The sequence below is a fragment of the Speluncibacter jeojiensis genome, assembly GCF_029589495.1.
In the GTDB taxonomy this organism is placed as follows: Bacteria; Actinomycetota; Actinomycetes; order Mycobacteriales; family Mycobacteriaceae; genus Speluncibacter; species Speluncibacter jeojiensis.
Genome location: NZ_JAAIVF010000001.1, coordinates 934,184 through 946,325, shown reverse-complemented (window position 1 = coordinate 946,325; position 12,142 = coordinate 934,184). Strand labels below are relative to the sequence as shown.

The window sequence follows — 12,142 nt, the reverse complement described above, 5'->3', positions numbered from 1 at the left end:
CGGTGTCGTGCGGGTCGGTCGAAGAACGATCCGGAACTTCGGAGGTGCAGGCAGTGTTGTCGATCGATCGAGTCGGCGACCGGAGCAACGCAGGCGACCGGCGCGTCGGCGATAAGGCGGAGCCCGGCGCGAAGGTGTTCGACCAGGCGCGCGCCGAGGCGGCGGTGCGCGAGTTGCTGCTCGCGGTCGGGGAGGACCCGGATCGCGCCGGTCTGCTCGAGACCCCGGCCCGGGTGGCCCGGGCCTATCAGGAGATGTTCGCCGGGCTGTACACCGATCCCGACGCGGTGCTGAACACCACGTTCGACGAGGACCACGAAGAGCTGGTGCTGGTCAAGGGCATCCCGATGTACTCGACCTGCGAGCACCACCTGGTGTCGTTCCACGGTGTCGCGCACGTCGGCTACATCCCCGGCGAGCACGGTCGCGTGACGGGGCTGTCGAAGCTGGCCCGCGTGGTCGACCTGTACGCCAAGCGTCCCCAGGTGCAGGAGCGTCTGACCAGCCAGATCGCCGACGCGATCATGCGCAAGCTCGAGCCGCGGGGCGCCATCGTGGTGATCGAGGCCGAGCACCTGTGCATGGCGATGCGCGGCATCCGCAAGCCCGGCGCGACCACCACCACCTCGGCGGTGCGCGGGCTGTTCAAGTCGAGTGCGGCCTCACGAGCCGAGGCGCTGGACCTCATCCTCCGCAAGTGAACCCCGAGGTTCCGCCGGTGCGCGCGGATCGGTCGCAGAGCGGGCTGCCGACTCCCGGCCGGTGTGTGGTGATGGGGGTCCTCAACGTCACCGCGGACTCGTTCTCGGACGGCGGTCGCTACCTGCGCCACGACGCGGCGGTCGGGCACGGTCTCGACATGCAACGGCTCGGCGTCGATGTCATCGACGTGGGCGGCGAGTCGACCAGGCCCGGCGCCCAACGGGTCGATGCGGCTGTCGAGGCCGCGCGGGTCACCCCGGTGATCGCGGACCTCGCGGCCGGCGGCATGACGATCAGCGTCGACACCATGCGTGCATCGGTGGCGGCCGCGGCCGTCGAGGCCGGCGCCGCGATCGTCAACGACGTCTCCGGCGGGCTGGCCGACCCCGACATGGCCCGGGTGGTCGCCGAGGCCGGCGTGCCGTGGATCCTCATGCACTGGCGTGCCGACGGCGGCTACGTCCATGCCGGTGGTGCGGCGCATCGCGGTGAGGACGTCGTCGAGACCGTCGTGACCGAACTGCTGCGTCAGGTGGATGCGGCGGTCGCGGCGGGGGTGGACCCCGGCAAGCTGGTGCTCGACCCCGGTCTGGGCTTCGCGAAGACCGGCGCCGACAACTGGGCACTGCTGGACGCGCTGCCGCGTCTGACCGGGCTCGGGTTTCCGGTGCTGATCGGCGCCTCACGCAAGCGGTTCCTCGGCGAACTGCTCGCCGGGCCGGACGGTGCGCCGCGGTCGCCGGACGGCCGGGAGGTCGCCACCGCGGCCATCTCGGCGCTGGCCGCGGCCGGGGGCGCCTGGGGGGTACGCGTGCACGACGTACTCGCCTCACTCGACGCGGTCGCGGTCGCGACTCGGTGGCACCAGGAGGGACAGCGATGAGGGGCCGACGGGGATCCGACCGGATCGAACTGCGGGGGCTGCGTGTCCGCGGGTTCCACGGCGTCTTCGACCACGAGAAGCGCGATGGGCAGGACTTCCTCGTCGACCTGACCGTATGGCTGGACCTGTCGGTCGCGGCGGCCTCCGACGATCTGGCCGACACCCTCGACTACGGCGCGCTCGCGCAACTTGCCGCGGCGGTGATCGCGGGCCCGCCGAAGGACCTCATCGAGGCCGTCGCCGGTGAGATCGCCGACGGCGTGCTGGTGGACGGACGGGCGGAGGCGGTCGAGGTGACCGTGCACAAGCCGTCGGCCCCGATCCCGCTGACGTTCGCCGACGTCGCCGTCACGGCGTACCGCACCCGTGAGGGGCGACAGCGGTGAGCCGGGCGGTGCTCTCGATCGGTTCGAATCTCGGCGACCGGCTCACCCACCTGCAGTCGGTGCTCGACGCGCTCGGCGACCGGGTGACGGCATGTTCCTCGGTCTACTCGACGGCGCCGTGGGGCGGGGTCGAGCAGCAGGACTTCCTCAATGCCACGTTGATCGTCCGGGACGACGACCGGGACTGCCACGACTGGCTGCGGATCGGACAGGAACTCGAGCGCGCCGCGGAGCGGGTCCGGCTGGAGCGGTGGGGCCCGCGAACCCTGGACGTCGACGTCATCACCTGCGACGACGTCGTCAGCGACGATCCGGAGCTGACGCTTCCGCATCCGCGCGCCCACGAGCGGGCCTTCGTGCTGGTTCCCTGGCTGGAGATCGAGCCCGACGCGCGGTTGGCCGGCCGGCCGGTGCGTGAGCTCCTCGGCGACCTGGCGTCCGGCGAGTTGTCCGGGGTGACCCGGACCGAGTTCGTACTCGTCCGCGGGGGTGCATGAGGTTGCGGACGACGCGCATCCGGGACCTCGTCGCGCTCGCGGTGGTCGCCGCGGTCGTGGTGTGGACGCTTGCGCACGTGATCTACGGCTCGCTGCCGCGGGTCCCGATCTACGCGGGAGCCTCGCTGTATGTGCTCGCCGCGATCGAGGTCGTGCTGGCCTACATCATCCGGTCCCGGGTGGCGAACCGGGAGCTGGGCACCGACCCGCGCCAACTGCACCCGATCACCGCCGCGCGGGCGCTCGCGCTGGCGAAGGCGTCCGCGGTCGTCGGCGCGCTCAGCGCCGGCATCTGGGCCGGATTCTGGCTGTATCTGTTCCCACAGCGACCGTTGTTGCGTTCGGCCACGCTGGACAGCCCGGGAGCCCTCGTCGGCACCGTTGCCGGGATCGTGCTCGCGGCCGCCGCACTGTGGCTCGAACACTGCTGCAAGGCCCCGCCGGAGCCGCCGGAGGATCCCGCGCATTAGACGCGTGACCAGGAACTTTCTCGGGAATCGCCGTGCGTGCTCGGGTAATACACAGCCACATCCCGGTATGGTCGCGGCATGAGCGTTTCCGGTCGCAGCAACGTTCCACGTCAACGCCGCCGGAGCACCGCGAGGCGGGACGGAAGACGCGCCCGCAGCCCCTGGCAGGTGGTGTCGGCGGCGCTCATCGTGCTGGCCGTGATCGCCAGCATCATCATGATCTTCAGCGACAGTGTCGCGCTGCTGCGGCTGGCCGTGGTGGCGGCGGCGTGGGCGGCGGTGCTCGGCGCGATCGGGATGACCATGTATCGCAAGGAGTCGGAGAGCGACGCGGCCAAGGCGCGCGACCTCAAGCTCGTCTACGAGTTGCAACTCGAACGGGAGATCTCGGCCCGGCGGGAGTACGAGCTCGCGGTCCAGGCACAGGTGCGCCGCGAACTCGAGGAGGAGTCGTCGTCGGAACTGGCCGCGCTGCGCGAGGAGCTGTCGGCGCTGCGCTCGAATCTCGAGTTGCTGCTGGGCGGGGAGCTGCCCGACCTGGTGCCGGCCGTGCGGGCCCGGGCCGATCGTGTCCGCGAACTCGGCAACCGGGAGCGGGGGAACACCGACGAGCGCACCGACGCCCGGACCCGTGGCGACGACCGTCCTCCGGTCAGCGGGCCGAACCTGGTGCAGCCGGGGGACGAGCCGTGGACCGCGGAGACCCAGGTCGTGTCGATGTCCCCGGTGACCGACGATGTCGAGCCCCTCGATGCCGAGACCGAGATCATCCCGGCGGTCCGGGTGGGGACGGACGGGACGGCGACGGACGGGGCGTCCGATGCCGGCCGACGGGACGGCGCCGGTGCGGATGCCGAATCAGCTGCCGATGACGAGGACGAGGACGGCGCGCACTCGGGCGCCCATTCGGGGGGCAGCTCGGTGTCCGAGCTGTTGGCCCGGCTGCAGACGGGCGGTGCCGCGGCCGCGGGTGGGGGCCGGCGCCGCCGCGCCGAGTAGCCGCACACCCGCGTGACATGGCTCACCTCTCGTGGCCCCCGATGAGGCCGCCGCGATAACCTCGACGGGCACGTCCGGTACCTGCACGGCAGGACTGGAACGACTCCGGAAGGACCACGAGTGGACTCACTCGGCTTCAACGCGTTTGCCGACGGCGCCGACCCCGATCAGGGTGGCCCGGCTTCGGCGATCCCCGGGAACTGGCCGACGCCCGCCAGGCTCACCGTCGGCGTCGTCTCGGCCGGTCGCGTCGGCACCGCGCTGGGTGAGGCGTGGGAACGCGCCGGCCATGTCGTCGCAGCCTGCAGTGCCATCTCGGAGGCCTCTCGCGAACGGGCCGGCACCCGGCTGCCCGAATCCGCAATCCTGCCGATCCCCGAGGTCGTCGCCCGTGCCGAACTGCTGCTGCTGGCGGTGCCCGATGCGGAGCTGCCGGGGCTCATCCGCGGCCTAGCGTCCGACGGCGGGATCGGTCCGGGCAAGATGGTCGTGCACACCGCGGGCGCCCAGGGCGTCGGCATCCTTTCCCCGCTGACCGAGCTCGGCGCGATCGGCCTGGCGATCCATCCGGCCATGACCTTCACCGGCCACCGCGAGGACACCGACCGATTGGCATCGGCCTGCTTCGGGGTCACCGCCGCCGACGAGGTCGGCCACGCGATCGCGCAGTCGCTGGTCATCGAACTCGGCGGGGAACCGGTGCGCATCCCGGAACGGTCCCGACCGCTCTATCACGCGGCGCTCGCGCACGGCAGCAACCACCTGGTCACCCTCGTCAACGACGCCGTGGCGGCGCTGCGGGTGGCGATCGGCGACTCGGGCGCGACCCAGGACGCACTGCTCGGCGCCGACGCGGAGGGAGTGCCGCAGCGAATCCTCGCGCCGCTGCTGACCGCTGCCCTCGACAATGCCCTGCGCTACGGCGACCGCGCGCTCACCGGTCCGGTGGCCCGCGGCGACGTCGAGGCTGTCTCCACCCATCTGCGGGTGCTCGGCGAGGCCGATCCCGAGATCGCCGCCGGGTACCGGGCGCTGTCGCTGCGGACCGCTCGCCGGGCGGCGGCCGCACCCGAGCTGATCGCACTACTGGAGGACCAATCGTGACCGAATCGCCAACCGCTGCAGGCGGATACGTCCGTGGACAACTGACCGTCCACCACGACCCTGCCGCGCTGACCGCGGTGTCGCGCGCACTGCGCGGGGTCGGCAGGCAGGTCGTGATGGTGCCGACCATGGGCGCGCTGCACGCCGGACACGTCTCGCTGGTGCGGCAGGCGAAGCGGGTGCCGGGCTCGGTGGTCGTGGTGTCGATCTTCGTCAACCCCCTGCAGTTCGGGGCCGGCGAGGACCTCGACGCCTACCCCCGCACGCTGGACCGTGACCTGGAGCTGTTGCGTGAGGAGGGCGTCGAGCTGGTCTTCGCGCCGAACGCGGCCGCGATGTACCCGCACGGACCGCGCACCATGATCCACCCCGGACTGCTCGGTGCGGAGCTCGAGGGAGCTTCCCGCCCAACGCATTTCGCCGGGATGCTGACCGTCGTGGCGAAGCTCTTCGGGATCGTCGAACCGCATCAGGCGTTCTTCGGCGAAAAGGACTACCAGCAGCTCACGCTGATCCGCCAGATGGTGGCGGACCTGAACCTGAGCGTGCGGGTCGTCGGTGTACCCACGGTCCGCGAACAGGACGGGCTCGCACTGTCCTCACGCAACGCCTACCTCGACGAGGACCAGCGGGCGGTGGCGGCCGCCCTGTCGGCCGCGCTGGTGGCGGGGGCGCATGCGGCCGCCGACGGTGCCGAGGCGATCCTCGGCACCGCCCGCCGGGTGCTCGAGTCGACCCCGGAGATCGAGGTCGACTACCTGGAACTGCGCGGTGTCGACCTGGGGCCGGCGCCGGAGCGCGGCGACGGCCGCCTGCTGGTGGCCGCACGTCTGGGCGGCACCCGACTGATCGACAACGTCGGCGTCCCCATCGGCACCGGCTTCACTGGCTCCGAGATGCCCGGTGTCCCAGAATCTTCCACCGAATCCGTCAGCCACTGAACCGGAGGACCCAATGTTTCGCACCATGCTCAAGTCCAAGATCCACCGCGCGACCGTCACGCAGGCCGACCTGCACTACGTCGGCTCGGTCACCGTGGATGCGGACCTGATGAAGGCGGCCGATCTGCTCGAGGGCGAGCAGGTCGCGATCGTCGACGTGACCAACGGGGCCCGTCTGGAGACCTACGTGATCACCGGTGAGCCCGGCTCGGGTGTCATCGGGATCAACGGTGCGGCAGCGCATCTGATCCACCCGGGCGACATCGTCATCCTGATCGCCTACGGCGTGATGGACGAGCGCGAGTGCCGCGAGTACCAGCCGCGCGTGGTGTTCGTCGACGCCGACAACAAGCCCGTCGACCTCGGCTCGAACCCCGGGCACGCGCCGGAGGGCTCCGGCCTGGTCAGCCAGCAGTTCGTCGGCGGCCTGGTGTAGCGGTGCTGCTCACGGTCGACGTCGGCAACACCAACCTGGCGCTCGGCGTGTTCGAGGGCGCCGGTGCGGAGGCGGAACTGGTGCAGGACTGGCGGATGCGGACCGATCCGCGGGTGACCTCCGACGAGATCGCGCTGACCATCAGGGGCATGCTGGGCCGCCGGGTCGAGCAGATCACCGGTGTCTCGGCGCTGTCCACCGTGCCCACCGTCCTGCGGGAGTTGCGCATGATGCTGGCCCGGTACTGGGCCGATGTGCCGCAGGTGGTCGTCGCTCCGGGCGTGCGCACCGGTGTGCCGCTGCTGGTGGACAACCCCAAAGAGGTCGGCACCGATCGTGTGATGAACGCGCTCGCCGCGCACACGATCTTCCAATGCCCGTGCATCGTCGTGGATTTCGGGACCTCGACGCGCGTCGACGTGGTCACCGCGGCGGGCGAGTTCCTAGGTGGCGCGATTGCGCCGGGCATCGACATCTCGGTCGACGCGCTGGCCTCGCGCGGCGCCGCGCTGCGCAAGGTCGAACTGCTCCGGCCCCGGTCGGTGGTCGGCAAGAGCACCGTCGAGGCGCTGCAGTCGGGGATCCTGTTCGGCTTCGCGGGCCAGGTCGACGGACTCGTCGCCCGGGTGCGCCGCGAGCTCGCCGAGTTCGCGGGCGACGACGTCGCGGTCGTGGCGACCGGCGGGCTGGCGCCGTTGATCATCGACGAGTGCGAGTCGATCACCGACCACGAACCCGACCTCACGCTGACCGGGCTGCGGCTGGTCTACGAGCGCAACCAGGCGGGCACCCGCGCCGGCCGGCGGCACTCCGGCCAGTCCTGACCCGGCCGTCCTGATCTGGAGGGCTGCCCGCCGAGCAGCGTCCTTTCGTGGACCCCTGGCCTGGTCTGCTATTTTCGCAACAGAGTGGCACGTATCACAGGTTTCGGCTATGGTCACGATCACTGTTGGACGTTCGCCTAAGAGTGTGCCGAGGAGTCCCTGTGAGTGAACTGGCCGCCGCTGCCGTCTCGTCCCGTGCGTTCGGACGGGGCCCGGGTGTCGATGTCGAGATCTCGTTCGCGCCGCGCAACGTCGAGGCGCTGGTCGGCATGCTGAGCGCGTGGCGGGGCATTCAGTCGGGGCGCGCAGGTACAGCGCAGCGCCTCCCGTCGGACCTGGGGATGCACGCCCACGGATCGGCGCGTGGCGGCCGGGGACGGCTTGTGGCAGACTTGCCTGCGTGAATCGTCGTGCAGCCATCGACCCCGTGTGGGCGAGCGCTGCCGCGGTGTCCGGATGTTGCCAGGAGTGTTGTCGCGGCTGACCGCCGTATTGACCACCTCTCACTCCTGGAGTCCCCGAAATGGCTCTTTCTGTAGCCGACCTGTCTGTTCCCCGTCCCGCCGGCGCGAATTCGATCGCGCCCACCGATCTTCGCCCCGCGGATCTGCTGCGGATCACCGACGAGTACTCCGATCAGGTGCTGGCCGGCGACTTCGACCACCTGCTCCCGGCCGCGGGGTTGCCCGTCGAACAGCGATGGGCGACCCGCCTGCACATCGACGACGACGTCGACGCCTGGCTGATCAGCTGGGCCTCCGACGACTCCACCGAACTGCACGACCACGCGGGCTCGATCGGAGCGCTCACCGTGCTGTCCGGCGCGCTCAGCGAGTTCCGTTGGGCCGGTGGGGAGTTGAAGCATCGGCGGCTCGAGGCCGGTGATCAGGCCTCGTTCCCGCTGGGCTGGGTGCACGACGTCGTGCAGGCGCCCGGGGGTGCGGGCGACCCCACGCTGAGCGTCCACGCATATTCGCCACCGCTGACCGCGATGTCCTATTACGAGCCGACCGCACGGGGCACGTTGCGGCGCACCCGCACCGAGCTGACCGACCAGGCCGAGTCCGGGCGAGGGGGCGACCGATGACCGTCGTCGAGATGCTCGACCGCGCCCGCGCGCGGATCAGCCGGATGCCCGCCACCGAACTGGCCGAGGCGGTGCTCCGCGGGGCGGTGGTCGTCGACATCCGGCCGCAGGCGCAGCGCGACCGGGAGGGGACGCTGCCGGGCGCGCTCGCCATCGAACGCAACGTCCTCGAATGGCGCCTGGACCCGACCAGTGACGCACACCTGGCCACCGCCGTCGACCACGACGTGGAGTGGGTCATCGTCTGCTCCGAGGGCTACACCTCGTCGCTGGCCGCGGCCGCGCTGCAGGATCTGGGGCTGCACCGGGCGACCGATCTGATCGGCGGATATGCCGCCCTGCGGGAGACCGGACTGCGGCACGTGATCTCCTCGGCGGCCCACCTGCGGCGCGAGATGGCGACGATCACCGCGCACTGAGGGCCGGAGCCGCGGCGCGCGCCGCGGACCGCGACCGTGGCGTGGCCCGCGACACGAACTAGGCTGGTCGTCCGTGAGCAAAGCATCGCCTGTCGACACCGCGAACCCCGCGACCGCGGAGGACACCCTCCCCGAGCAGCAGCGCATCCGGCTCGGCAAGCGCGAGCGGATCCTCGCCGAGGGCGGGCAGCCCTACCCGGTGACGGTTCCGCGCACGCACTCGCTCGCCGAGGTGCGTGCGGCGCACCCCGATCTCGAGCCGGACACCGCGACCGGCGAGGTGGTCGGCGTCGTCGGCCGGGTGATCTTCCTGCGCAACACCGGCAAGTTGTGCTTCGCGACCCTCCAGGAGGGCGACGGCACCCAGTTGCAGGCGATGATCAGCCTGGCCGGGGTCGGCGAGGACGCGCTGGCGTCATGGAAGGCCGAGGTCGACCTCGGCGACTTCGTCTTCGTGCACGGCGAGGTGATCAGTTCCCGCCGCGGCGAATTGAGCGTGATGGCCGACGCGTGGCAGATGGCGGCCAAGTCGCTGCGCCCGCTGCCGGTTGCGCACAAGGAGATGAACGAGGAGTCGCGGGTCCGCCAGCGCTATGTCGACCTGATCGTCCGACCCGAGGCCCGGGAGGCCGCCCGTAAGCGCGTCGAGGTCGTGCGGGCACTGCGGGACGCGCTCGAGCGCCGCGGATTCCTCGAGGTCGAGACCCCGATGCTGCAGACCCTGCACGGCGGCGCCGCGGCCCGCCCGTTCGTGACGCATTCGAATGCGCTCGACATCGACCTGTACCTGCGTATCGCGCCGGAGTTGTTCCTCAAACGCTGCGTGGTCGGCGGCATCGAGAAGGTCTTCGAGATCAATCGGAACTTCCGCAACGAGGGTGTCGACTCATCGCATTCGCCGGAGTTCGCCATGCTCGAGACCTACGAGGCGTACGGCACCTACGACGATTCCGCGACGATGATCCGGGAATTGATCCAGGAGGTCGCCGACGCCGCCTTCGGAACCCGGCAGTTGACGCTCGCCGACGGCAGCACCTACGACATCGGAGGCGAGTGGACGACGCTCGAGATGTATCCGTCGCTGTCCGGCGCACTCGGCGCCGAGGTCACCCCCGACACCACCATCGACGAATTGCTCGCCCACGCCGACCGGGTGGGCCTGGAGGTGCCGTCGAAGGCCCTCAGCCACGGCAAACTCGTGGAAGAACTGTGGGAGCATCTGGTGGGCAACGACCTCAGCGCGCCGACGTTCGTCCGGGATTTCCCAGTCGAGACCTCGCCGTTGACGCGTCAGCACCGCAGCAAGGCCGGCGTGACGGAGAAATGGGACCTCTATGTGCGCGGGTTCGAGCTCGCCACCGGGTATTCGGAATTGGTCGATCCGGTCATCCAGCGGGAACGATTCGAGGATCAGGCGCGGCTCGCCTCGGAGGGTGACGACGAGGCGATGCGTCTCGACGAGGATTTCCTGGCCGCGATGGAGCACGGCATGCCGCCGACCACCGGGACCGGTATGGGGATCGACCGACTCCTCATGGCGCTGACCGGACTGGGAATTCGGGAGACCATCCTGTTTCCGATTGTGCGCCCGCACACACACTGACACCGGGTGCGAATTGGCCTGTCACCTGCACGGCGTGATCGCTATTGTGAATTCTCCAAAGAATTCGAAGTATGGGATTACCCGGTAGTAGGCTGACCTCTCGATAGGGCTTGCATATCGTGCGGCGGGCTTGTGGACACTGCTTTCGGGTCGAGAGGGAATTCATGGCGAAGAAGGTCACCGTCACATTGGTCGACGACGTCGATCAGGAATCACCCGCGGACGAGACCGTCGAGTTCGGTCTCGACGGCGTCACCTATGAGATCGATCTTTCGTCGGGCAATGCGGAGAAGTTGCGCGGCGAGGTCGAGAAATGGGTCGAGTACGCGCGCAAGACGCAGGGGCGTAAGCGTGCCAAGGGGCTTGCCCCCGCCGCCGGTGGGAGCCGAAGTCGTGCCGCGGTCGATCGCGAGCAGAGTGCGGCAATCCGCGCCTGGGCGCGCCGCAACAATCTTGCGGTTTCCGATCGGGGTCGCATCTCCGCGGAGGTGCTCGACGCCTACAACAAGGCGAATTGAGCAATTTCGAACGGACCGTCCGGTCCGGTACTGCCCCTGTCGGTTCCACCGGCGGGGGCAGTCGTGTATCGGTCGATTTCCCGGGCGGTCATTCGCGGTGGTCGTCATTCACGCGGTAATGCGATTCGAGGACGGCGGCCGCTGCCTCGATAAAACATGAGGAATTCCACATGTTCCGATTTTCTCGACGTACGCGCGGGTGCCCTGACCGGCGGCCGCGTGGCCGGGCGACAGTCGCGGCACTGGCCGTAGTGGTCGTGTCCGGGGCGCTGACCCTGCTGCCGGCCGCAATCGGCGAATCGGCCGTGCCGGTCGCGGCAGCGGCACAACCGCCGTTGCCGGTCCCGGGCACGGTGCTGTCGGGGATCGGCGAGGAACTGGCAAACCCCGGTGGTTCGTCGCCGGGGTCGAACGACTGGTCCTGCCGCCCGACCGTGGCCCACCCCGATCCGGTGATCCTGCTGCACGGCACCGCGGGCAACCGGCAGACGGAGTGGGGGACGCTCTCGCCGCTGCTGGTGAACGCGGGTTACTGCGTCTTCGCGCTCACCTACGGCAACGATCCTTCGCTGCCCTGGCCGCTCAGCGGGTTCGGCGGGCTGGGCCCGCTCGAGCAGAGCGGGGTCCAACTCGCCGATTTCGTGCACCGGGTGCTGGCGGAGACCGGGGCGCGCAAGGTCGACGTCGTCGGGCATTCGCTCGGCACGATCCTGCCGGAGTACTACGCGAAGTTCCTCGGCGGCACCGACACCATCGGCCGGTACGTCTCGCTCGCGCCGTTCTGGAATCAGGGACTTCCAGTCGGCACACCCGGCCTGGGCACATCCTCCGGCGGCGCCGTTCCCGCCGCGCCACCGCCCGTGCCGTCGCTGTGCGCCTCGTGCGACCAGACCGACCCCGGCGCCCCGTTCATGACGATGATGCAGAGTGGCGGCGTCTACTCGCCGCAGATCCGGTACACCAACATCATGACCAGGTACGACGAGGTCGTGGTGCCCTACACCGACGGATACGCGCCGGCGCCGAACGCGACCAACATCGTCGTGCAGGACCAGTGCGCGCAGGACTTCTCCGAGCACCTGGCGCTGGTGGCCGATCCGGTGGCGCTCACCGATGTGCTCAATGCGCTGGATCCGGCGCATCCCCGGCCGGTCCCGTGCACGTTCGTCCCCCCGTTCCTGGGATGACCGCTCCTCGGGCGCTGCGCGGCCTAGGCTGAGGGCAGGCCGAGGTGGTCCCGCGCGGTGGGGGCCGCCGGCAGTGGACGACCCGG

Annotated in this window: 16 protein-coding genes; all 16 read left to right on the top strand. The window is 70.2% G+C overall.

What is annotated here, in order from left to right; all coding sequences use genetic code 11:
* Positions 1–134 precede the first annotated feature (134 nt).
* The 16 genes from folE to G4X40_RS03965 all read left to right on the top strand — a co-directional run bounded on the left by folE (position 135) and on the right by G4X40_RS03965 (position 12,056).
* A complete protein-coding gene (gene folE / locus G4X40_RS04040) occupies positions 135–701 on the top strand; it encodes a GTP cyclohydrolase I FolE (RefSeq protein ID WP_277831264.1) in 567 nt (188 codons plus the stop codon).
* Between the two features lie 71 nt (positions 702–772).
* A complete protein-coding gene (gene folP / locus G4X40_RS04035) occupies positions 773–1,585 on the top strand; it encodes a dihydropteroate synthase (RefSeq protein WP_277831262.1) in 813 nt (270 codons plus the stop codon).
* Positions 1,582–1,971 (top strand): dihydroneopterin aldolase, encoded by a 390-nt coding sequence (gene folB / locus G4X40_RS04030; RefSeq protein WP_277830307.1) that lies wholly within the window; start codon positions 1,582–1,584, stop codon positions 1,969–1,971. Before folP ends, folB begins: the two co-directional genes overlap by 4 nt.
* Entirely contained in the window at positions 1,968–2,468 is a 501-nt protein-coding gene (gene folK, locus G4X40_RS04025; RefSeq protein WP_277830305.1) for a 2-amino-4-hydroxy-6-hydroxymethyldihydropteridine diphosphokinase, read from the top strand. Before folB ends, folK begins: the two co-directional genes overlap by 4 nt.
* Positions 2,465–2,938, top strand: coding sequence for a DUF3180 domain-containing protein (locus G4X40_RS04020; protein WP_277830303.1), 474 nt, complete (start codon positions 2,465–2,467; stop codon positions 2,936–2,938). The genes folK and G4X40_RS04020 overlap by 4 nt, the downstream gene beginning before the upstream one ends.
* 78 nt (positions 2,939–3,016) lie before the next feature.
* Positions 3,017–3,937, top strand: a complete 921-nt coding sequence (locus G4X40_RS04015) for a DUF6779 domain-containing protein (protein ID WP_277830301.1) — start codon at positions 3,017–3,019, stop codon at positions 3,935–3,937.
* A gap of 189 nt (positions 3,938–4,126) precedes the next feature.
* The gene (locus G4X40_RS04010; RefSeq protein ID WP_277831261.1) at positions 4,127–5,041 is read left to right on the top strand and encodes a Rossmann-like and DUF2520 domain-containing protein; all 915 of its coding nucleotides are present in this window, start codon (positions 4,127–4,129) and stop codon (positions 5,039–5,041) included.
* Entirely contained in the window at positions 5,038–5,982 is a 945-nt protein-coding gene (gene panC / locus G4X40_RS04005; protein WP_277830299.1) for a pantoate--beta-alanine ligase, read from the top strand. Before G4X40_RS04010 ends, panC begins: the two co-directional genes overlap by 4 nt.
* Positions 5,983–5,995: 13 nt before the next feature.
* Positions 5,996–6,418 carry an aspartate 1-decarboxylase gene (gene panD / locus G4X40_RS04000; protein WP_277830298.1) on the top strand — a complete coding sequence of 141 codons (423 nt, stop codon included), beginning with the start codon at positions 5,996–5,998 and terminating at the stop codon, positions 6,416–6,418.
* 2 nt (positions 6,419–6,420) lie between these two features.
* Entirely contained in the window at positions 6,421–7,242 is an 822-nt protein-coding gene (locus tag G4X40_RS03995; RefSeq protein WP_277830297.1) for a type III pantothenate kinase, read from the top strand.
* Positions 7,243–7,403: 161 nt separating this feature from the next.
* Positions 7,404–7,646 carry a hypothetical protein gene (locus tag G4X40_RS03990; RefSeq protein ID WP_277830296.1) on the top strand — a complete coding sequence of 81 codons (243 nt, stop codon included), beginning with the start codon at positions 7,404–7,406 and terminating at the stop codon, positions 7,644–7,646.
* A gap of 119 nt (positions 7,647–7,765) precedes the next feature.
* The gene (locus G4X40_RS03985; RefSeq protein WP_277830295.1) at positions 7,766–8,329 is read left to right on the top strand and encodes a cysteine dioxygenase; all 564 of its coding nucleotides are present in this window, start codon (positions 7,766–7,768) and stop codon (positions 8,327–8,329) included.
* Positions 8,326–8,748, top strand: a complete 423-nt coding sequence (locus G4X40_RS03980; RefSeq protein ID WP_277830294.1) for a rhodanese-like domain-containing protein — start codon at positions 8,326–8,328, stop codon at positions 8,746–8,748. Before G4X40_RS03985 ends, G4X40_RS03980 begins: the two co-directional genes overlap by 4 nt.
* Before the next feature lie 73 nt (positions 8,749–8,821).
* Entirely contained in the window at positions 8,822–10,351 is a 1,530-nt protein-coding gene (gene lysS, locus G4X40_RS03975; protein WP_277830293.1) for a lysine--tRNA ligase, read from the top strand.
* 164 nt (positions 10,352–10,515) lie between these two features.
* Positions 10,516–10,869, top strand: a complete 354-nt coding sequence (locus G4X40_RS03970) for a histone-like nucleoid-structuring protein Lsr2 (protein ID WP_277830292.1) — start codon at positions 10,516–10,518, stop codon at positions 10,867–10,869.
* 251 nt (positions 10,870–11,120) lie between these two features.
* Positions 11,121–12,056 (top strand): esterase/lipase family protein, encoded by a 936-nt coding sequence (locus G4X40_RS03965; RefSeq protein WP_277830290.1) that lies wholly within the window; start codon positions 11,121–11,123, stop codon positions 12,054–12,056.
* Positions 12,057–12,142: the final 86 nt, after the last annotated feature.